Raw genomic sequence first — 21,882 nt, 5'->3', positions numbered from 1 at the left:
CTCTGCTTTTTCTGCATCTTTTATCATGAAACTCTTTACTCGCTGCACCGTCCTGCTGACGGTGCTGATTATGCCCCTGGCACCTGTGCTTGCCAACATTGTACATGTGGCCATGGGCAAGAATTTTTACGCGCCCATGGCGGTGACGGCTCATTCCGGCATCCAACAGAACGCAGGGTGGCAGGACGTCGGCCAACCTACAGTCTCGGCGGCTACTCACTCCGCCCTGACCAGTGAACTGAATGTTTACCCCAACCCCAGCCGCGGCCAGATAACCGTGCAGCTGACTCAAAAGTCGGGCATTGACTACAAGCTGCGCCTGAGCAACATCATCGGCCAAGAGTTGCGCATTATTGCCCTGAAGCCAGAGCTGACCAGTGCCGGCCTGCCGGTGGACATAAGCGACCTGCGCGCGGGCATGTACTTCTACAGCCTGCTGGCCGACGGCAAGGTGGTGGCCACGAAGCGCCTCGTGCTGCAGGACTAACCCGGAATTTTCTGATTTGCGAATCGAAAAGCAGCTTTTAGCTGCTTTTCGTGTTTGTGGGCCATACCAGATGGGGCATTTCTGGCTCCAGGGTGGGATTGCAACCAGCCGACCTAAGCGCCGGCAGGAATTTGCCACTGTCCTACGGCCAGAACTTGATGCGACTGCAACGTTGCAATGCCTACTTTTGACCTTTAACCGCTTTCCTACCTTTCGTTTCCTGACCCTCTGCCTGCTGCGTTGGCCACTGGGGCCTGCGCTCTTCTCGATTCTATGCGTTCCTTCAAAAGCCTGAATAACCTCGTTGGCTGGCTCGTTTTTGCCATTGCTGCCGTCACCTACCTGCTCACCCTGGAGCCCACGGCTTCGTTCTGGGACTGCGGCGAGTTCATTGCCTGCTCCTACAAGCTGCTGGTGCCGCACCCGCCCGGGGCGCCCACCTTCCTGCTGCTGGGCCGTCTGATGTCGCTGTTTGCGTTTGGCGACGTGACCAAAGTGGCGGTACTCATCAACGCATTATCGGGCTTGAGCAGCGCGTTCACGGTGCTGTTTCTGTTTTGGATTATCACCCGCATGGCCCGCAAGCTGGTGCTGCGCCACGATGCGGTGGCCAACGCCGTAGCCGCCGAGTCCATTGAGCCCACAAGCGCGCAATCCTTTCTCATTCTGAGTGCGGGCGCAGTGGGCGCGCTGGCCTTTGCCTTTTCCGATTCGTTCTGGTTCAACGCCGTGGAGGGCGAGGTATACGCCATGTCGGCGCTGTGCACGGCCGCTGTGGTTTGGATAATGCTGAAATGGGAAGCCCGGGCCCACGAGCCCGACTCCGACAAGTGGCTCATCCTCATTGCCTACGTTATTGGCCTGAGCATCGGCGTTCACTTGCTGAACCTGCTCACCCTCCCCGCGTTGGGCTTCATCTACTACTACCGCCGCACCGCCAACCCCACCACCAAAGGCGCCATCATCGTGATGGTGGTGAGCATGATAATCGTGGGCTCCATCATGGTCGGCATCATTCCCGGCCTGCCCACGCTGGCCGGCAACTTTGAGGTATTCTTCGTGAATACCATTGGGCTGCCCTTCAACTCCGGCCTGATAATCTTCCTGGCGCTGTTCATCGGCTTGATTTATTTCGGTTTCCGGCAGTCGTTTCAGCGCCGCAGCCAGCTGCTGAACACGGCCATGCTGTGCTTCGTGTTCATCCTGATTGGGTACTCGAGCTACCTCATCGTGCCGATTCGCAGCTCGTTCAAGCCAACCATCAACGAAAACGCGCCTGAGGATGTGCTCTCGTTCGTGAGCTACCTCAAGCGCGAGCAGTACGGCTCGCGGCCCCTGCTCTACGGCCCGCACCTATTTTCGCAACCCGACCACTACGAGGAAGGCGCCCCCCGCTACGCCCGCGACCCGCAAACCGGCACCTACAAGGAAATACTGCCCCGCCAGCAGGAAGCCGGCTACCCCGAGGGCGACAAAATGCTGCTCCCGCGCCTCTACAACTACGAGCCCGACCAGATTGCCAATTACAAGAAATGGGTGGACATTCAGGACGGCGTGAAGCCCACGATGGGCCAAAACCTGGGCTTCATGCTCCGCTACCAGATGGGCCACATGTTCTGGCGCTACTTTATGTGGAACTACGTGGGGCGCGAATCCGACATTCAGCAGGCAGGCGTGGTTACACCGTTTAGCCCCGGCGCGAGTGCGTTGCCGCCCCGCATCGGCGAGAGTCCGGCGCATAACAACTTCCTGGCCCTGCCCCTCATCCTGGGTCTGATTGGCTTGTTTTTCCAGAGCCGCCGCAACAGCAAAGACGCCTGGGTAACGGGCCTGCTGTTTCTGATGACGGGCTTGGCCATTGTGTTCTACCTCAACCAGCCGCCGCGCGAGCCGCGCGAGCGGGACTACACCTTCACCGGCGCCACGTTTGCCTTTGCTATTTGGATAGGCCTCGGAGTATTGGGGCTGGCCGAGCTATTTGGCAAGGTGGTAAAGAATGACGGCCTACGCGCCGGCCTAGCCCTGGCTGCCGGCCTGCTCATCCCCGGCATCATGGTGGCCCAGGGCTGGGACGACCACAACCGTTCGGACCGCTACAACTCGGTGGACTCGGCCAAAAACCTGCTCAACAGCTGCGCGCCGAATGCCATTCTGTTCACCAACGGCGACAACGACACCTTCCCGCTCTGGTACGCACAGGAAGTGGAAGGTGTGCGCACCGATGTGCGCGTGGCCGTGCTTAGCTACCTGAACACCGATTGGTACATTGCTCAGATGAAGCGCCGCTCCTACAAGTCGGCGCCGTTCCCCATCAGCATGGGCGCCGACCGCTACGCGCAGGGCACCAACGACATGCTGCCCTTCGCCGCCAATCCGTCGGTGCCCAGCGTGAACCTGAAGGAATTCCTGCAACTGGTGGCCGACAACAACCCGCTGCTGCAAGTGCAGTACCAAGAAGGTGGCCCGGGCATGATGTCGTTCCCCACGCCCAATTTCTACCTGCCCATCGATACGGCAGCGGTGCAGAAGCTGGGCATCATCCCCAAAGGGCGGGAGAAGCAGCTCGTTTCGCGCATGGAATGGAGCATGGGCAAGCGCGCCATCGAGAAGAAAAACCTGGTGATTCTCGACATGATTGCCACCAACAACTGGGAGCGGCCCATCTACTTCAGCAGCACCGTGGCCCCGAGCGACTACATGAACCTGCAGCCTTACTTTCAAATGGAAGGCATGGCCTACCGCCTGCTGCCGCTGAAGGACCCGAACTACGACCCGCGCAGCGGCGAAGAAGGATACGTGGAGCGCGACATCACGTACCAGCACTTACTGAAAGACTTCAGCTACCGCGGCCTGCAGGACCCCACCATTTTCTACGACGAAAACCACCTGCGCTTCCCGGCCAACTACCGCGACAAGTTTGCCCGCCTGGCGTCAGCTTACCTCGCCGACGGCAACGTGGCCAAGGCCCGGGAAGTCGCCACCAAGTGCCTGGAGCTGATGCCCGACAACACCGTCCCTTATGACTACTACTCGCCGCAGCTGGTGCCGGCCCTGGTAGCCGGCGGCGAGAAGAAAAAGGCCGACCACATTCTCGACACCATGACGCGCCGCTCGGAGCAGATGCTGTCGTACTACGCCACCAAGCCCGATGCCAGCCTGTTCGAAGACGACCAGCGGGGCTACTTGCTGGGCCTGCAAAGCGTGTATCAGGCGGCCGAGCGCAGCGGCGACCAGGCCCGCGGCACCAAAGCCCGCAGCCTGATGGAGCAGTTTTATCCGCGGTAAATTGGCCGTTATTGACAAGTGAAAAGGCCGGTCCGCAGTGTGGGCCGGCCTTTTTACTTGTTAAAACCGATGACGATAACTCCACCTTCCGTTTTCAGCCACAAAATTCAGACTACGCTCACCCAAATGGCGTTCGGTGAAAGCAGCGTGCCCGGAATCGATAAAACCAACAGCTGCTTTACTTGCCGACAGCCTGATTTACGTACATGTACCAGGCTTCTGTTGGAAAGAAGACGTCACCCTCAAAAACGATTCAAGCAATGAGACGCTTAGCCAATTGGGGCGTGTTGAGCAGCGTTTGGCTGCTGTTGGTGGCTTCGGGCGGCTTTGGCTTCAAAGGAGCAGGCCGCGCACCCCTGGTCCCGCGCCCCGACTTTGCCGGCCTGTACCGGCCCGGAGCACGCCTGGAAGTAGACACCCGCCGCGAGGGCGACAGCCTGCGCCTGTATTTGCGGCTGCCCGCGCCGGCCCGCCTCGGCCCCGGTTATTCGCTTCACATCACGGCGTGGCCCAGCTACGAAGCCAAGCAACCGCTCTGGCAGGACAGCATTCCGCGCCGCCGCCAGCAGCCGCGCCCCGAAGCAGACGGTAGCCGGCGCCTGAGTTTTTGCCTAGCGGCGGCGCGGGTGCCGGCGGGCACGGTGCTCCAGCTCCACACCGGCACCCCGGATGCTAAAGACGACTACCAGGAGCTCAAGACTACGGCCTGGCTGCGCCTGACGCCCGCCCACCTGGCCCGCTCGTTTGTGCTCACCGATTCGGTGGGACTGCCGCTGCTGCGGCGCTATGTGCGGGCTGGCGAACCCTTTGGGGTGGACAGCTACGGCCTTTACCAACCGGTGCGCTGGACGCGCTACGCCGTGAATCCGCTTGCCGCCCTGCCGCCCATGACCAACCGGGCGGCCCTGCCCGCCGGGCCTAAAGTGCTGCCCGTTCTGGATTCGGCCACCACGCGGCCTGGCGAGGCGTTTCGTTTTGCTGATGCAGGCCTGTATGCGTTGCGCGTGGGCGGTGCGGGTGGTGTGGCGCCCCGCACCCTGGCCGTGCTGGTGGCCGAGAACAATTACCCCGCCCTTACCACCGCCGCCGAGCTGATTGAGCCGCTGCGCTACCTCACCACCAGCCAGGAACGCCAGCACCTCACCGATGCGCCCGACCCCAAGCGCGCCGTAGATAGATTCTGGCTCGACATTGCGCAGGGCAACCAAACCCTCGGCAAGGACCTGATTCGGCGCTATTACGGGCGGGTGACGGCGGCCAACCACCTTTTTGCCGCCCACAAGGCCGGCTGGCTCACCGACCGCGGCTTGCTGTACGTGGTGCTGGGCCCGCCGCCCAGCGTGCGGCGGCTGTATAATGGCGAGGAGCGGTGGTTTTATTCCGAAGGCGGAGTGAACGGCGGACCCGTTACCTACACCTTCCGCCCGCGGCCGAGTACCTTTGCACCTGATTACTACGAATTGGTGCGCCGACCCGAGTACGAATTGCTCTGGTATGCCGCCGTTGAAAAATGGAGAACCCCACCGACCGCCCTGACCGGCCCGAACGTCCCGCGCGCCCGGTAGCCGGCCGCCGCTTCTACGACGGCGCCAACCGCCCCGTCACCCCCAAGCAGTTCCGCCCCGACCGCGGCGGCAGCGAGTTCGACGACCGCCCCGCCCGCCCCAAAGGCCGCGGCGGCAGCGACAACCGCGACGAAGCCGCCGGCGACCGCACCGGCCGCTCGGACCGTGGCGAATCGCGCCCGCCCTTCCGCGAGCGCAGCAGCGGTGGTTCGGACGACCGGCCCCGCTACGAAAACCGCCCCGCCGCCGACCGCAGCATCGACATGCTCTTCGGCCTGCGCCCCATTCTGGAAGCGCTGAGCGCGGGCCGCACCTTGGAGAAAATATTCCTGCTGCGCGGCACCAAAAACAGCCTGGTTTCGGATATTTCGACGGCTGCCCGGGCGGTCGGTATTCCGGTGCAGCTGGTGCCCGGCGAAAAGCTCGACGGCCTCACCCGGAAGAACCACCAGGGTGCTGTGGCCTTCGTGTCGCCGATTGACTACGCGCCGCTCGAAAACATCGTAACGGGCTTGTTTGAAGAAGGCAAAGTGCCGTTTCTGCTGCTGCTCGACCGGATTACGGACGTGCGAAACTTCGGCGCCATTGCCCGTACCGCCGAGTGCCTGGGCGTGCAAGCCATTGTGGTGCCCGGCCGCGGTGCCGCCCAAATCAACGGCGATGCCCTGAAAACTTCGGCCGGCGCCTTGAACATTCTGCCGGTTTGCCGCGAGAATAATTTGCAGGAAAGCATTCGCTTTCTCCAGCAGTCGGGCGTGACCATTGTGGCCTGTACCGAGAAAGCCGACGATGCCGTTGGGGCAGCGGAAATTGATTTCACTGGCCCCGTGGCCGTGCTCATGGGCTCGGAAGAAGACGGCATTTCGCCGGAATTGCTGCGCCTGGCCGACGTGAAGCTGAAGGTGCCCATGGCCGGCCAGATTCAGTCGCTGAACGTGAGCGTGGCCGCCGGCATCATGCTGTTTGAAGTGGCGCGGCAGCGAGTGCAGGCTTCGTAGAACAACAGCTCCCCTCCTTGGTAAGGAGGGGATGCCAAGCCGCAGGCTTAGCTGGTAGTTGGGCAGTTGCGCCGTTAGCAACCTAAAAACGACCTATTGGGAAAGCTTGAGAAGCTCTGCCAATAGGTCGTTTTATTTTATTGTTCCGGTGTCGTTCAACGAAGTCAACCACCCCAGTTTTCGCTACCGCGAAAACGTCCCCTCCCCATCTGAGGGGAGTTGGTTTCTGCCCTAATTGTACCCGTTGCCCTTTTTGGCCTTCACGTCGGCCACAAAGTCCTTTACGCGCTGCTCTTCGCTGCGCTTGCAAATCAGCAGCACGTTGTCGTACTCGGCCACGATGTAGTCTTCTAGGCCTTGCACGACAACCAAGCGCTCGGGCGGCGTTTTAATGACGCAGCCGGTGGTGTCGTAGAGCAGCACGTCGCCGCTCACCACGTTGTCGTTCTCGTCGTGCCGCCCGATGCGGTGCAGGGAATCCCAAGTGCCCACGTCGCTCCACCCAAAATCAGCGGGCAGGACGTACACGTTGTCGGCTTTTTCCATCACCCCGTAGTCGATGCTGATGTTGCGGCAGCGGGAATACGCGCGTCTGATGAACTCTTCTTCTTGCGCCGTGCCCAGCATCTCACTGCCTTCCTCAAAGACTTCGGCGATGTCGCTCAGGTAATGATGAAAAGCGGCCAGAATAACATCAACCCGCCACACAAACAGCCCCGAATTCCAGAGAAAATCCCCGCTGTCGACAAACATGCGGGCCAACTCCAGATTGGGCTTCTCGGTGAAGGTCTTGACTTTATGGAGTTGCCCACCGGGCAGGGACTGCTCGTCCATGTACTGGATGTAGCCGTAGCCCGTGTCGGGCCGGGAGGGCTGAATACCAAGGGTAATGAGCACATCGTTGGCCCGCGCTGCCGCCACGGCAATGCCCATAAGCCGGATGAATTCATCGTCGCGCATCACGGCGTGGTCGGCGGGCGTGACGATGATGGTGGCCTTGGGGTCTCGTTGGGCAATGCGGTAGCTGGCGTAGGCAATGCACGGCGCCGTGTTGCGCCCGATGGGTTCGCCCAGAATCTGGTCGGCGGGCAGTTCCGGCAGGTGCTCGTGCACCAGGTCCTTGTAGTCCCGATTCGTTACCACGAAAATATTTTCCCGCGGACAAACCGTGGCAAACCGGTCAACGGTAAGCTGAAGCATGGAACGCCCGACGCCCAGAACGTCATGAAATTGCTTGGGGTGTTGTGTGCGGCTGAATGGCCAGAAACGGCTACCAATGCCGCCGGCCATCACGATTAGGTACGTGGAATTCATCGAAGCAAATGTAAAGCAGAAGGAGGGACGGCTTCAGTATACGCGTTACACCAACCCCTCGCGCAATAAATCATGCAGATGAATGAAGCCGGCAAACTGCCCGTCTTCCGTCACCACCAGCTGCGTGATGTTGCGCTGCTGCATGCGCGCCAATGCCTCGGCAGCAAAATCTTCGACGTCGATGGTGGCAGGGTGGGGCGTAAGGATGTCGCGCGCGTTGAGCTTTTCCAGGTCGGAAAAGCTGCCGAGCATGCGGCGCAGGTCGCCGTCGGTGATGATGCCAGCGAGTTGGCCAGCCGTATCGAGCACGGCCGTAGCGCCGAGGCGCTTGCCCGAAATTTCCAGCAACACCTCTTTTAGCGGTGCGCCTTCGGTCACTTGGGGGCGTTGGTTTTGCCGGCTCAGGTCGCCCACTTTCAGGTAGAGGCGCTTGCCGAGCGTGCCGCCGGGGTGCAAGCGGGCAAAATCGGCGGCGGTGAACTGGCGGCTTTCGAGCAGGCACACGGCCAGGGCATCGCCAAGGGCCAGGGCGGCGGTAGTGCTAGTGGTGGGGGCTAAGTTGTTGGGGCAAGCCTCCTTTTGCACCGGGGCGTGCAGGATGTAGGTCGCCTGCTGACCCAAGTACGAATCGGCGTTGCTGACCAGCGCAGCCAGCGGCACGCCTTTGCGGCGCAGCAACGGCACCAACACCTTGATTTCGGGCGTGTCGCCGCTCTTGCTGATGGCCACCACAAAATCCTCGGGCTGAATCATGCCCAAGTCGCCGTGAATGGCGTCGGCGGCGTGCATGAACAGCGCCGGCGTGCCCGTGCTGTTGAGCGTAGCCACGATTTTGCCCGCAATGTGGGCGCTTTTGCCGATGCCCGTAACCACCACGCGGCCCTTCAGCTGCAAAATGGCCTGCACGCAGTTCACAAAGTCGGGCGTGGCGGCGAGAGCATTGGCCACGTCGTGCAGGGCCGCGGCTTCGGCGTGCAGCACCTGGCGGGCAATGGTCAGCACGTCAGTAGCGGCAGCAGCATCAGGAGCAGTTGGCAAGGCGGCGGATTGGGGGGAAGCGAGCATGGGCGGGGCAAATGGAGGGACCACAAAATTGGGACATAGAAACTAAGCCGAGCACCGGGCCCCTACCCCAGGGCAGGCCACGGCCAGGGCTAGACTTGGGTATTCTCTATGTTCAATCCTAATTTAAGGCTTCTTGTGGTGGCGGTTATTCCAAGCAAAGAATCCTTACGCTTCAATATGATTAAATTGTTTTCCACAATTCACGAAAAACACCATTTTTTACGCTGAAAAAGTAGGCTCGTGCTTATCTTCGTAATGAACCGTGCGTCCGCACGCATGCCACCTGAGCTCCCGCCCCATGCCGTCTGCTGCCCTACAAGAAGCCCCGACCCTCGTCGCCGATTTAAAACATACACTAAAAGAGGTTTTTGGCTACGGTCAATTTCGGGGCACGCAGGAGGCTGTTATTCAAAACGTACTGGCCGGCCATAATACTTTCGTCATAATGCCGACGGGCGCTGGCAAAAGCCTGTGCTACCAGTTGCCGGCCTTGGTGGTGCCGGGCACGGCCATCGTCATCTCGCCCCTCATCGCCCTGATGAAAAACCAGGTTGACCAATTGGCCGCTTTCGGGGTTAATGCCCAGGTGTACAATTCGACGCTGACCAAAACGGAGATGAATCGGGTGAAGAAAGACGTGATGAACGGCGACGTTCGTCTGCTCTACGTAGCCCCGGAAAGTCTTACTAAGGACGACACCATTGAGTTCTTGTTGAAGTCGACCATCAGCTTCGTGGCCATCGACGAAGCCCACTGTATTTCGGAATGGGGCCACGATTTCCGGCCCGAGTACCGTAAGATTCGCGGCATCATTGACAACCTGGGCGGCAATGTGCCCATCATTGCCCTCACGGCCACGGCCACGCCCAAAGTGCAGCTGGACATCCAGAAGAACCTGCAGATGGACGACGCCTCGGTGTTCAAAACTAGCTTCAACCGCACCAACCTCTACTACGAGGTGCGCGCCAAGCACAACACCAAGAAGCAGTTGATTCAGTACGTGAAGCAGCACAAGGGCAAGGCTGGCATCATCTACTGCCTGAGCCGCAAAAAGGTGGAGGAGATTGCCGAGCTGCTGCGCGTGAACGACGTACGCGCCCGCCCCTACCACGCCGGCCTCGACCAGCAGGTGCGCATCGACAACCAGGATGCTTTTTTGAACGAGGAATGCGACGTCATCGTGGCCACCATTGCCTTCGGCATGGGCATCGACAAGCCCGATGTGCGCTTCGTGGTGCACTACGACGCACCGAAATCCATTGAAGGCTACTACCAGGAAACCGGCCGCGGCGGCCGCGACGGCCTGGAAGGCAACTGCCTGATGTTCTACAGCTACGACGACATTCTGAAGCTGGAGAAGTTTAGCAAAGACAAGCCCGTGACCGAGCGTGATAACGCCCACCAGTTGCTGGCCGAAATGACCAACTACGCCGAAAGTGCGGTGTGTCGGCGGCGCCAACTGCTGCACTACTTCGGCGAGCAACTGGACACGGATTGCGGCTTTTGCGACAACTGCAAGCACCCCAAGGAGCGGTTCGAAGGCAAGGAGGCCGTGGGCCTGGCCCTGCGCGCCACGGTGCAAACCGAAGCGCGGTTTAACCTCAACCACATTGGCCAGGTATTGCTGGGCCTCAATAACCCGCACATTGAGAGCTATGCCCACAACGCGCTGCCGGTGTACGGGCAGGGCAAGGAGCTGGGAGACGCGCAGTTCTGGCACTCGGTGCTGCGCCAGTGCTTGCTCAATGGCTTGCTGGAAAAGGACATTGACAGCCTGGGCTTGGTCCGCATCACCGAAAAGGGAATCGATTTCATCGAAAACCCGCGTTCCATCACGCTCACCAAGGACCACAACTTCGATGAGGAGCAAAAGGCCGACGAGGAGAAAGTAGAGGAGCAGCAGGCCGCAGGGCACGACGAGGCCCTGTTCGTGCAGCTCAAGGAGCTACGCAAGCAGGTAGCCAAGCAGAAAAACCTGCCGCCCTACGTTCTCTTCCAAGACCCGAGCCTGAAGGAAATGGCCACCACCTACCCCACGTCGCTGCACGACCTTACGCACGTGTCGGGCGTGGGCCAGGGCAAGGCCCAGAAATTTGGCGCGCCGTTCGTGGCGGCTATCAAAAAGTACGTGGAAGACAACGACATCGAAACCGCCGAGGACGTGGTGGTGAAGTCGGCCGTGAACCGCTCGAAAATCAAGATTTACATCATCCAGCAAATCGACAAGAAGATGATGCTGGAGGACATTGCTTCGTCCAAAGGCATTTCGATGGGCGAATTGATGGAGGAAATCGAGCACATCTGCTACTCCGGCACTCGGCTGAACATCGATTACTACCTCGGCGAGATGGTGGAAGAAGAGGCTCAGGACGAGATTTACGACTACTTCATGACGGCTAGCACCGACAATATTGCGGTGGCCATGACTGAGCTAGGCGACGATTTTACGGAGGAAGAGCTGCGCCTGGTGCGCGTGAAATTCCTGAGCGAAGTGGCCAACTAGCCAAGACCTTTTGCGCCGTAGCCGGCGCCAACAAAAAAGCCCCGCTTCATCAGCAGGGCTTTTTTGTTGGCGCCGTGCGGGCAGATAATTTGAACCGTCCCCGCGTTGAGCGCGTATTGACAAGCGTACGTATTGTGCTGCTTAGCTGCTATTTCCGGGGATATATATGTGGGTGTTTTTTGCTTTGCTAGCGGCAATGGTTTCCGCTTCCGTTGTCACTTTGTCCAAAGCGGGCATCAAGAATGTTCCCCCGAGCCTGGCATTTGCCGTGCAGGCCGTGCTCATCATTCTGGTAGCTTGGGGCACGGTGCTGTGGGAAGGGCTGCTGCCCGATATTGGCAAAATCGAGCGTCGGAGCTGGGTGTTTCTGATTGCCGCGGGCGTACTCACGGCGGCTTCTTCGCTGCTGTCTTTCCGGGCGCTTTCCATTGGCGATGCCTCGCGCGTGTCGCCGCTCACGAATGTGGCACTGGTGTTCTCGGTGGTGCTGGCGGCCGTGTTCCTCAAAGAGAAGCTCACGTGGCAGGTGATGCTGGGGGCGGCGCTCATGGCCAGCGGCGCCATCGTCATTGCCATGGCCAAGCCTTCGGAGAAAACGGATACGGGCAAAAAAAATGGTCGCCCCGAAAGCGGAACGACCATTTACGAATCCAAGCCGACGGCCCGGGTCTAGCAGTACTCTTCGAACGCGCCTTGCAGGTTGTTCACGATGCGCATGGCGTCGGAACCTTCGATGTGGTAGCGCTCAATCATGTGCACCAGCTCGCCGTCTTTGAACAGGGCGATGCAGGGCGACGAGGGCGGGTACGGCAGCAGGTGCTCGCGCATCTTGGCCACGGCTTCGGTTTCCATGCCGGCAAATACGGTCACGAGCTTGCCGGGCTTCTTGTCGGCGCTGGCCAGGGCCATTTTCAGGGCCGGACGGGCTTTGGCGGCGGCGCAGCCGCACACCGAGTTCACGGCCACCAGCACGGTGCCTTCGTTCGAAGCCAGTGCGGAATCAACTTCCTCGGGGGTCATCAGCTGCTCAAAACCCACTTCGGTGAGGTCTTGGCGGATGGGCGCCACCATGTATTCGGGATAAACTGCCATTGTCTTGTAGTTAAAAAGCGGGGGGGCCGCGTGCGGCACAAAAGTACGAATGGCTAAAGCATTAGGCGGCACGGAAAGTTTCGCGGGGGATTGGCGACGTTCACGCGGGAAATTCGTCCCCTTACCCTCGAGCGGGCATCGGTTCGGTGTAGTTAGTAGCGTGGACTCTGCGAGTCCGCGCCCCGGTCGCGCCGTTCGGGTTTCGTTCTAGCGGGCGCGGACTCGCAGAGTCCACGCTACAGTCATCAGCTCCCATCAGGCATTTTTCGGGGCCGGGGCGAAGTTTAAGGCACAATCGTCTCAATGCCTCCATCGGCGCGGCGCTTCATTTCCGTGACTTTGATGTTGCGCAGCCAGGTTTTGCCCGAGAGCTGGGTGTCGTGGTAGAAGATGTACCACTTGTCCTTGATGGGCACGATGGAGTGGTGCGTGGTCCAGCCCTGCACCGGCTTCATGATGACGCCCTGGTAGGTGAAGGGGCCGGCGGGCGAATCGCCGGTGGCGTACACCAGCAGGTGCGTGTCGCCGGTGGAGTAGGAGAAGTAGTACTTGCTGTTGTACTTGTGCAGCCAGCCGCCCTCGAAGAACCGGCGGTTGTTGTCGCTGGCCAGTAGCGGCTTGCCGGCTTCATCCAGAATGACAACTTCCTTCACCGGCCCATCGAATTTCTTCATGTCGGCCGTCAGCTTGGCCATGCGGGCGTTGAGGGCGGGCACGTTGCCGTTGGGCTCTTTTTCGGGGGCGTTGGGATTGTATTTGCCGCCCTGCCAGCGCTGGAGCTGGCCGCCCCACAGGCCGCCGAAGTACATGTAGGAGCTGCCGTCGGTGTCGGTGAACACGGCCGGGTCGATGCTGAAGCTGCCGGCAATGGGCGCGGGCTCGGCCTTGAAGGGGCCCGCGGGCGACTTACTGGTAGCCACACCGATGCGGAACACGTCCTGCTTGTCCTTCACAGGAAAGTAGAGGTAGTATGTGCCGTTTTTGAAGGCTGCATCGGGCGCCCACAGCTGCCGGCCGGCCCAGGGAATGTTCTTAATATCCAGCGCCACGCCGTGGTCGGTGACTTTGCCGCCAATGCTGTCTAGGGACAGAATATGGTAGTCGCGCATGGCGAAATGGTCGCCCTTGTCATTCTCCGGAATGCCGGCTTCGATGTCGTGCGACGGGTAGATGTAAATCTTGCCCTCGAATACATGCGCCGAAGGGTCGGCCGTATAAATGTTGCTGATTAGCGGCTCGGACAGCGGCTTTTTGGCGGTGGTATCGGCTTGCGCAGTTGACGCTTCGGTCGCGGTTTCCTGCTTGGTAGGATTGCTCTGGCAGGCGCCGACTAACGCCAAAGAGGCTGCCAGCACCGGGCCGGCTAGTTTCGTTTTCAAAGAAGTAAGCATGGGGGAATTTTAGGAAATGACGGCCGTTTTCACCGCTTATAAAAGGCGAGCAGGGGGCGTAGCTGGCACGCCAGCCCGCGAGGATGTGGCGCAAATATAGAAGCCCCCGCCATCCGTGCAACCCTTTGATTGATAATGGTTTTTATTCAAAAACTACCGAAACCGATTGTGATAGGCTGCCCCCAACCATCTGCCTTAAGCCTCGTTTATTCCGGCCAGGGCCGATAACTATTTTGCGCCCAAATGCTTTTATCAACCGGCTGCCTGCGGTAGCCCATTACCCAGGATTTTCTTCGCTCATCATGGACACGACAACAGATACCACTTTTCGCCGAATCTTTCAGGTTATCGATGGCAACAAAAAGGCCGTGGGCGACGGCTTCCAGGTGACCAGCCCCATGCCGGGGCCGCGCATCCGCCAGCTCAGCCCTTTCCTGCTCATCGACCACATCGGCCCCATGACGGTGGCCCCCAGCGACAAGCCCCTGGGCTCGCCGCCCCACCCCCACCGCGGCTTCGAAACCGTGACCATTATGTACCAGGGCGTGCTCGCGCACCGCGACACGGCCGGCCACGCTGGCAACATCGGCCCCGGCGACGTGCAGTGGATGACCGCCGGCGCCGGCCTCATGCACGAAGAGCTGTACGAGAAGGAATTCACCCGCCAGGGCGGCACGCTGGAAGTGGTGCAGCTCTGGGTGAACATGCCCCAGAAGGACAAAATGGCCCCGCCGAACTACCAGGATATTCCCGCCGCGGCCATCAAAACCCTGCCCACGCCCGACGGCAAAGGCACCATCCGCGTGATTGCGGGCACCTACGAAGGCGTGAGCGGCCCGGCCACCACCTTCTCGCCCATGACCATGCTCGACGTACACCTCACGAAGGGCGCCGAGTTGACTCTGAACTTGCCCGCCGACTACAACGTGGGCCTTTACGTTGTGAAAGGCGACGTGCAGCTCCACGGCAACCGCCCTGCTGCCACCAAGCAGCTGGTGGTGCTGGGCTGGGACTCCCAAGAAGCACACATCACGGCCACGGAGGACAGCATTGTGTTGGTGCTGGCCGGCGAGCCCATTGAGGAACCGCTGGCTACTTACGGGCCATTTGTGATGAATACTAATAAGGAATTGATGCAGGCCATTGCCGATTTTGAGAGCGGCGCAATGGGCAAGTTTGAGGACGACGAGTAAAAAGCAACGACACCTGAATAAACAGAACGTCATGCTGAGCGCAGTCGAAGCATCTCGCGTGCAATAGTAATCTGACTTAATACCACACGCGAGATGCTTCGGCTCCGCTCAGCATGACGGCCTTTTTTTGCCTGCCTCGCTTCGTTCCTGCGTCTACCGGCTGCCGTAGCGCTGGCCGAAGAAGTCGCCTTTATTCCAAGTGGGGCGCACGGGGTTTTGCGCCACCTGGTAGCCAATTAGGAAGCAGAACTGCACGTATTTCTTGCCAGCTTCGAAGTCGAAAGCGCCGTTGATATCGTCCTGCGGTTTGTGGTAAGTGACAGCGCGCCACTTCTGCACCTCTTCGCTGAGGTTGTTTTTGCCGTCGGCGGTTTTGTTGCCGTATTTGATGTGCAGGGCGGGGATGCCGGCCGTTACGAAGTTGTATTGGTCGCTGCGGATGAAGCGGTTTTGCTCCGGCTCGGGGTCCGGCTCCAGGGCAATGCCCATGTAGGCGGCGGCGCGGGCCACGGGCTCCAGCAGCGTGGAGTGCTGGCCGCCCAGCGCCACCACCGACAGCAGCGGCGCAATGATGGTGGGCATGTCCATGTTCACATCGGCCACGATGCTGGCTTTGGGCACCGTGGGGTTGGCGGCAAACGCGGCCGAACCGAGCAGGCCCAATTCCTCGCCAGTCATAAACACGAACAGCATGCTGCGCTTGGGCTTCTCCTTCAGCTTGGAGTAGATTTTGGCAATTTCCAGCACGCACGCCACGCCCGAGGCATTGTCGTGGGCGCCGTTGTTGATGGAGTCACCCTTCACCGGGGCGGTGATGCCGAGATGGTCGAGGTGGGCGGAATGCACCACGTACTCCTTGCGCAGCGTGGCATCGGAGCCCGTGACTTTGCCCACCACGTTGTAGCTCTCAATGTCCTGATACGTGGACTGCGCGCTGGCGCTGACGATGGTTTTCAACGGCGACGAAGCCGGCTTGCCGCCCTTCATTGAGGCAAAAACCGTAGCCGTGTCCAGCCCGGCCGTTTGCATGAGGCGCTGCAGCGTGGCGGCGCTAACCGCCGCGTAGAGCTGCTGCTGGCTGCTCACGGCAAAGGTGCGCGACGCCGCCACCTTGCCCTTGGGACCCAGCACGCTGTAGGTGCCGCGCTTCAAATCCGGCAGCGCGCCGGCGCGGGTCGAGGCCACAATCAGCCCCACGGCCCCGCGTTTGGCCGCCGCCTGCAAAATGCCCGACAAATCCTGGCTGGCCGAGGCCACCGTGGAGGCAAACGTGCGGGGCGCGCCGCGCACAATTACCACCACTTTGCCTTTCACGTCGAGGCCGGCGTAGTCGTCGTAGCCCAGCTCGGGGGCGCTGATTCCGAAGCCCGCAAAAGCTAGCGGCGCATCCGTAACGGTGGTAGCGGGCAGTTCGGGGCTGGGGTAAATGATGTAGTCCTGGCCGGCCGTGAGCGGCGTGGCTGTTTGGCCCTCGCGGGCCGTGAAGATGGCGCCGGGCTTGAGGAAAGCTTTCCGCAGCTTTATTTTTTGAACGTAAGTTCCGCCTTCGCCGGCGGGCTGCACGCCCAGGCTTTTCAACTGCTTCGTGACGTAATCGACGGCCATCTGGTAGCCGGGCGTGCCGGCCTGGCGGCCCTGCAGGCGGTCGTCGGCCAGGTACGCAATGTGCGCTTTGATGGCGGCGGGCTGCACTTGGTCGAGCACTTGCTTGACGGGGGCGGGCACCGTGAGCGGCGCTTGCGCCTGCGCAGTGCCGGTGAGGCTTACGCTGGCGAGGATGCTTAAAGAGAAAAAGAACTTCATTAGCATTTAAGTGAATACCACGAATTACAAAAGAACGTCATGCAGAGCGCAGCGAAGCATCTCGCGTGCTACCACTAATCTTGACGATTGAATTACTAACACAAGCAAGATGCTTCGCTGCGCTCTGCATGACGATACAAATCATGGCATGCTAACGATTATTTCAACGCCAGAATCTGTTTCAACTCCGCGTCCGTTACCGTGAGGAGGCCTACTTTGGGCAGGCGCTCGGTGAGGGTACGCCAGTTGGGTTCCTGCTTGAATATGGGGCGGAGCAGGGCCAGCGCGGCGGGCACCTGCTGCTTGTTGGCGAGGGTGATGGCGTGCCAGTACTTCATTTCCAAGTTTTTGGGAAACATCTTTTCGGCGGCCTCATACTCGCGGATGGCGGTGGGCATGTCGTTTTTCTCCACGGCGAGGTCGCCGGCGTTCATGTGCTCGTAGGCGCGGTGCAGGCTCAGGAGGCGGCGCAGCTCGGGGAGCGGGGCGGCGTGGTCGTCCACGCGCAGGTCCACGAGGCGGTCGGCCCAGGGGCCTTCGGTGGCGGTGCCGCGCACCACGAGCAACGCCGCCGATTGCCGGCCGCGAATGTCGCCGCCCTGGGCTTCGGCAGCCTCGAGGGCGGCCAGCACCCGCTCGGCCAGGGGCAGTTTGGCGTTCTGCTCGTAGGCCTTGGCCATGGCGGGCCATACTTTGTCGGAGAGCATCATGTTGGCCTGCACCGAGAACTGAGTGCCGGTAATGTGGCCGGCTTTGTCGACGCATTTTTTGCCGGTGTGCACGGCCACGCGGCCCTGATTGTCGAGGATGGCGACTTGGCGCACGTCGCGGCCGTCGTCGTTGGAGAGTAATTCGTCCAGCGCTTGCTGGGCGGTTTTGCCACTTTTCAGCAGTGCCAGCCCGCGCAAGCCGAAGGACTTATTCGTGAACGACTGCGTGGCCACCACGCCCACGCCGGCCTCGCCCCAACTTACGGACGTGCCCACCGAAAACCAGTGGCTTTGTACGGCCACGGCCATTTCGCCGGTGGCCGGGTCGCGGGCTACAATGCTGAAGGTATGTGCAAAAGGGTCGGTAGTGGAGTACATCTGCGCCGTGGCGGGCAGAGGCAGCAACAAGAGGAACAGCAGCGGCAGCAGGTATTTGTGCAACATGGAATGGGGAAGAAGAGTGGGATTGATAGAGCGGCCAAGGTACGGGCCGGAGCCCACGACTGCAGCCGTACCACCCAAACCGAATTGCACCGGTTGGGTTTACCTTGCCTCCCTACTCTCACCATGCCTGCTACACCTTCGCCCGTTGTCCGCGTTTCTCACCTCAGCAAGCGCTTTGGAGCGCACACCGTGGTGCAGGAAGTGAGTTTTGAGCTAGCCGCCGGCGAAACCCTGGTGCTGCTCGGGCCCAGCGGCTGCGGCAAAACCACCCTGCTCAAGATGCTCAACCGGCTGATTGAGCCCGACAGCGGCACGGTGGAAATCAACGGCCAGAATGTGCTGCGCCAGCAGCCCGAAACCCTGCGGCGCGGCATCGGCTACGTCATTCAGCAAGTGGGCTTGCTGCCGCACTACACCGTGGCCGAAAACGTGGCCGTGGTCCCGCGCCTGCTCAGGCACGCGCCGGCGGCCATTGCGGCGCGCACCACGGCCCTGCTCACCCGGTTGCACCTGCCGCCGGAGCGCTACGCCAACCAGTATCCGCATCAATTATCGGGTGGGCAGCAGCAGCGCGTGGGCCTGGCCCGCGCCCTGGCCGCCGACCCGCCCATCATCCTCCTCGATGAGCCTTTCGGCGCCCTCGACCCGCTCACCCGCAGTAGCATCCGCCGCGAGTTTCGGGAGCTGGAGGAGCTGCGCAACAAAACGATGGTGATGGTAACTCACGACGTGACCGAAGCCTTCGAGCTGGCCGACCGCATACTCTTACTTGAGGCGGGGCAAGTGCAGCAGCTGGGCACGCCCCGCGAGCTGCTATTTCAACCAGCCAACGACTTTGTGCGAAGATTTTTCGCAGCTGAACGGCTGGCGCTGCAGTTGCGCACCCTAACGTTGGGCGACGTTTTTGGCGACATTCCGCAATTGAATAGGTTAGATAACAACCCCGGCAGCTCAGACACTTTCAGTATTCAAACCACGGTAAATGAAGCCCTGGAGGCCCTGACCAGTGCCGACGATGCTTCCTCCGCATTGCCTTTTACGGTGGCGGAACTTATGGCCGCGTTCGGGCAGGCGTTGCAACGAGAGGAGGACGCATGGAAACGCTAACCGCGCTGCTCACCTTTTGGCGCGAGCAGGCCGGCAAGCTCGGCGAACAAACCCTGCAGCACATCGGCCTAACGGCGGGCTCGCTGCTGCTGGCGGTGCTGCTGGGCGTGCCCGTGGGGCTGTGGCTATCGCGGCGGCCGCGCTGGGCGCCCCTGGTGCTGGGGCTGGCGGGCGTACTGCAAACGGTGCCCAGTATTGCGTTGCTCGGCTTCCTGATTCCGCTGCTGGGCATTGGACCGAAGCCGGCCATTTTCGCGCTGTTCTTGTATTCGCTGCTGCCTATTATTCGCAACACGCTGGCCGGCATTCGGGGCGTGGCACCAGCCGTGGTGGAAGCCGCCCGCGGCCTCGGCCTCACCGACGGGCAGGTGCTGGGCCAAGTAGAATTGCCGCTGGCGCTGCCAGTGCTGATGGCGGGCATTCGCACAGCGGCCGTTATCAATGTGGGCGTGGCCACGCTGGCGGCCTACGTGGCGGCGGGCGGGCTGGGCGAATTCATCTTCGGGGGCATTGCCCTGAACAACCCGGCCATGATACTGGCCGGGGCCCTCCCGGCGGCCGGACTGGCGGTAGCTTTTGATGCGCTGCTGGGTGGCGTGCAGAAGCTAAGCGCCCGCCGCCTGGGCCAAGTGGGTGTGGGCCTGCTGGTGGCGTTGCCGCTGCTAGGCGCGCTCTACCTGCTGCCCCGCGCCACGGGCAAGCTGCTGGCTGGCTTTAGCCCCGAGTTCGTGGGCCGGGCCGATGGCCTGCCCAGTCTCACCAAAACCTACGGCCTCACGCGCTTGCCCAGCGTGGTGCTGGCTCCCACGCTGGTCTACGAAGCCGCCCGCAACGCCAACGTGGACGTCATCGACGGCTACTCTACCGATGGCCGCATTCAAGCTTACAACCTCCGGGTGCTGCGCGACGACCGCCGCGTGTTTCCGCCCTATTACGCCGTGCCCGTGGTGCGCCCCGCCCTACTGCGCGAACACCCCGAGCTGACCGCCGTGCTGGCGCAGCTCGATGGCCAGATTTCGGATTCAGCAATGACCAACCTGAACTACCGCGCCGACCACCTCCACCAGTCGCCCCAAGCCATTGCCGAAGGATTTTTGCGGCGGCGCGGGCTGTGGCGGGCACCTCGCCCCAGCGTGGAAGGCGCCCCGGCCGTGCGCCTGGGCTCCAAAATTTTTGCCGAGCAGTACATTCTGGCCGAGATGTATGCCGCCCTCATTCGCGGCAATACCAACCTAGCCGTGCAAACCAAAACCGGCCTCGGCGGCACCACCATCTGCTTCGATGCCCTGCGCGACGGCGCCATCGACCTCTACCCGGAATACACTGGCACGGGCTTGCTCGTGCTGCTGCAGCCCACGCCCGCCGTGGTCGATTCACTGGGCGGCCGGCCCGATGCCGTGCTCAACTACGTGCGCCACGAATTCCGGCGGCGCTACAATCTGGAATGGCTGGCCCCGCTGGGTTTCAACAACACCTACGCCCTGCTCATGCGCCAGCAACAGGCGCAGGAATTGGGCATTGCGTCGGTGTCGGAGTTGGGGCGGTACTTGCGGCAGTAAATAATAACAAAAGGCTGTCATGCTGAGCTGGCGAAGCATCTTTTAACCTCTGAACAACTTGTTCTAACCTCAGAAGATGCTTACTTCGTCAGCATGACAGATGGTGCGAGCAAGATGCTTTGCGGCGCTTGGCATGACGGACTTTTAGCTCAATTTTTACCCATGACTTTTCGCCTCACCACTGCTAACCCCGCCGATGCCCCGCGCCTCACGGCCCTCGTGAACAGCGCCTACCGCGGCGACTCGTCCCGCCAGGGCTGGACCTCCGAAGGCCACCTGCTTGACGGCCAGCGCATCGACGAAGAAGGAATCCGCGAAATGCTGGCCGTGCATGATGCCGCCATGCTGCTCTGCCTGAGAGAAAACGACGAGTTGCTGGGCAGTTTCTACGCCCACTCCACGGGCAACAAAGTCTACCTGGGCATGCTGGCCGTGGCGCCCACGAGCCAGGGCCAAGGCGTGGGCAAATTCCTGATTCAAGGCGCCGAGGACTACGGCCGCCAGCACGGCTGCACGGTGAGCAAGATGACCGTCATTTCGGTGCGCCCCGAACTCATTGCCTTCTACGAGCGGCTGGGCTACCACCAAACCGGCGCCACCGAGCCCTTCCCCACCGACCCGCGCTACGGCATCCCCAAGCAGCCGCTGACGCTGCTGGTCTTGGAGAAACCTTTACAATCCCACCGTTTGAACAAGCAGCTAAATAGGTTCCCTTAGCATTGTGTTCGTCTAAGCCAATAAACAAGAGGATTCCAATCTGTTACTCGTCAATTCTTCGACGAGTGTTTTCACTGTCTTGAATTTGGTTGGTTGCTCAAGACATCGAAGACAATAGTGGTTTCTTTTCAACCGGGGCCTTGTGCCCGGGCCCATCAAAGTCCATCCGTATTTTTACAGCGATGACCGCGCTGCGTTCAGCTTCGAGTTGCCCCATGCGGGCTGCCCCAACGTGTAGCAGGATTTTGCCAGACACAGGCTGTATGTGTTCGCCTGGTTACCCCATGCGGTCCTTTATCGAAAGATGAGAAAGCGAATGGCGAAATACCATCCGCCTTTAAACACCGGCTTCTTCAAATGGTGGGTTGCCGACCTACCCGTTTTCAACCTAGTCTTTCAATAACTAGTGGGCGTTGCCGTGTGGAAAAGTACCGAATTGACAGCGGCCTAGCGTCGTTTCAAAGGCTCCTTTTGTTTTTCCGACCGATAAAGTGAAGGACGGCGCCGGACAAGGAAAAAGCTACCTTTACCCTTGGCTCAGCAGGCTCAAATACCTCCTTCCTGCTTCTCTTTCTATCGCTCTTCCCATTGCGAATGCTCCCTTTCTACCAATGCAACACGAATGTTATCCGTTACCTGCTTTTACTGC

Annotated in this window: 16 protein-coding genes; 10 read left to right on the top strand and 6 right to left on the bottom strand. The window is 60.6% G+C overall.

Annotated elements, in window-relative coordinates:
- Positions 1-25 precede the first annotated feature (25 nt).
- The 4 genes from I2I05_RS02650 to rlmB all read left to right on the top strand — a co-directional run bounded on the left by I2I05_RS02650 (position 26) and on the right by rlmB (position 6,335).
- Positions 26-487 (top strand): T9SS type A sorting domain-containing protein, encoded by a 462-nt coding sequence (locus I2I05_RS02650; RefSeq protein WP_196280640.1) that lies wholly within the window; start codon positions 26-28, stop codon positions 485-487.
- A gap of 273 nt (positions 488-760) precedes the next feature.
- On the top strand, positions 761-3,772 hold the full coding sequence (locus tag I2I05_RS02645; protein ID WP_196280639.1) for a protein O-mannosyl-transferase family: 3,012 nt from the start codon (positions 761-763) through the stop codon (positions 3,770-3,772).
- Positions 3,773-4,032: 260 nt separating this feature from the next.
- Positions 4,033-5,337 carry a GWxTD domain-containing protein gene (locus tag I2I05_RS02640; RefSeq protein ID WP_196280638.1) on the top strand — a complete coding sequence of 435 codons (1,305 nt, stop codon included), beginning with the start codon at positions 4,033-4,035 and terminating at the stop codon, positions 5,335-5,337.
- Positions 5,283-6,335, top strand: coding sequence for a 23S rRNA (guanosine(2251)-2'-O)-methyltransferase RlmB (gene rlmB / locus I2I05_RS02635; protein WP_317192305.1), 1,053 nt, complete (start codon positions 5,283-5,285; stop codon positions 6,333-6,335). Before I2I05_RS02640 ends, rlmB begins: the two co-directional genes overlap by 55 nt.
- Before the next feature lie 231 nt (positions 6,336-6,566).
- Here the strand turns inward: rlmB and I2I05_RS02630 are convergent, their stop codons facing one another.
- The gene (locus tag I2I05_RS02630) at positions 6,567-7,649 is read right to left on the bottom strand and encodes a mannose-1-phosphate guanylyltransferase (RefSeq protein ID WP_196280637.1); all 1,083 of its coding nucleotides are present in this window, start codon (positions 7,647-7,649) and stop codon (positions 6,567-6,569) included.
- 45 nt (positions 7,650-7,694) lie between these two features.
- Positions 7,695-8,714 (bottom strand): KpsF/GutQ family sugar-phosphate isomerase, encoded by a 1,020-nt coding sequence (locus I2I05_RS02625; RefSeq protein ID WP_196280636.1) that lies wholly within the window; start codon positions 8,712-8,714, stop codon positions 7,695-7,697.
- Between the two features lie 298 nt (positions 8,715-9,012).
- On the opposite strand from I2I05_RS02625, the gene recQ reads away from it, so the two are divergent.
- Positions 9,013-11,217 carry a DNA helicase RecQ gene (recQ, locus tag I2I05_RS02620; protein ID WP_196280635.1) on the top strand — a complete coding sequence of 735 codons (2,205 nt, stop codon included), beginning with the start codon at positions 9,013-9,015 and terminating at the stop codon, positions 11,215-11,217.
- Between the two features lie 166 nt (positions 11,218-11,383).
- Complete coding sequence (locus tag I2I05_RS02615; RefSeq protein WP_196280634.1) at positions 11,384-11,890, top strand: EamA family transporter; 507 nt, start codon at positions 11,384-11,386, stop codon at positions 11,888-11,890.
- On the opposite strand, the gene I2I05_RS02610 is transcribed toward I2I05_RS02615, so the two are convergent.
- On the bottom strand, positions 11,887-12,309 hold the full coding sequence (locus I2I05_RS02610; RefSeq protein WP_068189753.1) for a BrxA/BrxB family bacilliredoxin: 423 nt from the start codon (positions 12,307-12,309) through the stop codon (positions 11,887-11,889). The two genes, I2I05_RS02615 and I2I05_RS02610, sit on opposite strands and share 4 nt — an antisense overlap.
- A gap of 284 nt (positions 12,310-12,593) precedes the next feature.
- Complete coding sequence (locus I2I05_RS02605) at positions 12,594-13,700, bottom strand: glycoside hydrolase family 43 protein (protein ID WP_196280633.1); 1,107 nt, start codon at positions 13,698-13,700, stop codon at positions 12,594-12,596.
- A gap of 302 nt (positions 13,701-14,002) precedes the next feature.
- Here I2I05_RS02605 and I2I05_RS02600 point away from each other — a divergent pair, with 302 nt between their 5' ends.
- The gene (locus tag I2I05_RS02600; RefSeq protein WP_230688091.1) at positions 14,003-14,893 is read left to right on the top strand and encodes a pirin family protein; all 891 of its coding nucleotides are present in this window, start codon (positions 14,003-14,005) and stop codon (positions 14,891-14,893) included.
- Between the two features lie 153 nt (positions 14,894-15,046).
- Here I2I05_RS02600 and I2I05_RS02595 read toward each other — a convergent pair whose 3' ends face one another.
- Positions 15,047-16,696 carry a M28 family peptidase gene (locus tag I2I05_RS02595; protein WP_196280632.1) on the bottom strand — a complete coding sequence of 550 codons (1,650 nt, stop codon included), beginning with the start codon at positions 16,694-16,696 and terminating at the stop codon, positions 15,047-15,049.
- Between the two features lie 158 nt (positions 16,697-16,854).
- Entirely contained in the window at positions 16,855-17,850 is a 996-nt protein-coding gene (locus tag I2I05_RS02590) for a DUF1028 domain-containing protein (protein WP_196280631.1), read from the bottom strand.
- A gap of 123 nt (positions 17,851-17,973) precedes the next feature.
- Here I2I05_RS02590 and I2I05_RS02585 point away from each other — a divergent pair, with 123 nt between their 5' ends.
- The 3 genes from I2I05_RS02585 to I2I05_RS02575 all read left to right on the top strand — a co-directional run bounded on the left by I2I05_RS02585 (position 17,974) and on the right by I2I05_RS02575 (position 21,233).
- Positions 17,974-18,957 (top strand): ABC transporter ATP-binding protein, encoded by a 984-nt coding sequence (locus I2I05_RS02585; protein ID WP_196280630.1) that lies wholly within the window; start codon positions 17,974-17,976, stop codon positions 18,955-18,957.
- Positions 18,945-20,516: an ABC transporter permease/substrate-binding protein gene (locus tag I2I05_RS02580; protein ID WP_196280629.1), complete on the top strand. Its 1,572-nt coding sequence runs from the start codon at positions 18,945-18,947 to the stop codon at positions 20,514-20,516. Before I2I05_RS02585 ends, I2I05_RS02580 begins: the two co-directional genes overlap by 13 nt.
- A 162-nt stretch (positions 20,517-20,678) precedes the next feature.
- Positions 20,679-21,233, top strand: a complete 555-nt coding sequence (locus I2I05_RS02575) for a GNAT family N-acetyltransferase (protein ID WP_196280628.1) — start codon at positions 20,679-20,681, stop codon at positions 21,231-21,233.
- The last annotated feature ends 649 nt before the right edge of the window (positions 21,234-21,882 follow it).

The organism is Hymenobacter jeongseonensis (assembly GCF_015694725.1).
Lineage (GTDB): Bacteria > Bacteroidota > Bacteroidia > Cytophagales > Hymenobacteraceae > Hymenobacter > Hymenobacter jeongseonensis.
Note: the sequence above shows the minus strand (reverse complement) of the source record. Positions and strands in the feature narration are given on the sequence as shown.

Bases quoted from the DNA above. Each gene is read 5' to 3' on its own strand.
- I2I05_RS02645 (WP_196280639.1), top strand. From the start codon at position 761: ATGCGTTCCTTCAAAAGCCTGAATAACCTCGTTGGCTGGCTCGTTTTT.
- I2I05_RS02630 (WP_196280637.1), bottom strand. From the start codon at position 7,649: ATGAATTCCACGTACCTAATCGTGATGGCCGGCGGCATTGGTAGCCGT.
- I2I05_RS02585 (WP_196280630.1), top strand. From the start codon at position 17,974: ATGCCTGCTACACCTTCGCCCGTTGTCCGCGTTTCTCACCTCAGCAAG.
- I2I05_RS02640 (WP_196280638.1), top strand. From the start codon at position 4,033: ATGAGACGCTTAGCCAATTGGGGCGTGTTGAGCAGCGTTTGGCTGCTG.
- I2I05_RS02575 (WP_196280628.1), top strand. From the start codon at position 20,679: ATGACTTTTCGCCTCACCACTGCTAACCCCGCCGATGCCCCGCGCCTC.
- I2I05_RS02580 (WP_196280629.1), top strand. From the start codon at position 18,945: ATGGAAACGCTAACCGCGCTGCTCACCTTTTGGCGCGAGCAGGCCGGC.
- I2I05_RS02590 (WP_196280631.1), bottom strand. From the start codon at position 17,850: ATGTTGCACAAATACCTGCTGCCGCTGCTGTTCCTCTTGTTGCTGCCT.
- I2I05_RS02600 (WP_230688091.1), top strand. From the start codon at position 14,003: ATGGACACGACAACAGATACCACTTTTCGCCGAATCTTTCAGGTTATC.
- I2I05_RS02610 (WP_068189753.1), bottom strand. From the start codon at position 12,309: ATGGCAGTTTATCCCGAATACATGGTGGCGCCCATCCGCCAAGACCTC.
- I2I05_RS02595 (WP_196280632.1), bottom strand. From the start codon at position 16,696: ATGAAGTTCTTTTTCTCTTTAAGCATCCTCGCCAGCGTAAGCCTCACC.
- I2I05_RS02605 (WP_196280633.1), bottom strand. From the start codon at position 13,700: ATGCTTACTTCTTTGAAAACGAAACTAGCCGGCCCGGTGCTGGCAGCC.
- I2I05_RS02625 (WP_196280636.1), bottom strand. From the start codon at position 8,714: ATGCTCGCTTCCCCCCAATCCGCCGCCTTGCCAACTGCTCCTGATGCT.
- rlmB (WP_317192305.1), top strand. From the start codon at position 5,283: ATGGAGAACCCCACCGACCGCCCTGACCGGCCCGAACGTCCCGCGCGC.
- I2I05_RS02650 (WP_196280640.1), top strand. From the start codon at position 26: ATGAAACTCTTTACTCGCTGCACCGTCCTGCTGACGGTGCTGATTATG.
- recQ (WP_196280635.1), top strand. From the start codon at position 9,013: ATGCCGTCTGCTGCCCTACAAGAAGCCCCGACCCTCGTCGCCGATTTA.
- I2I05_RS02615 (WP_196280634.1), top strand. From the start codon at position 11,384: ATGTGGGTGTTTTTTGCTTTGCTAGCGGCAATGGTTTCCGCTTCCGTT.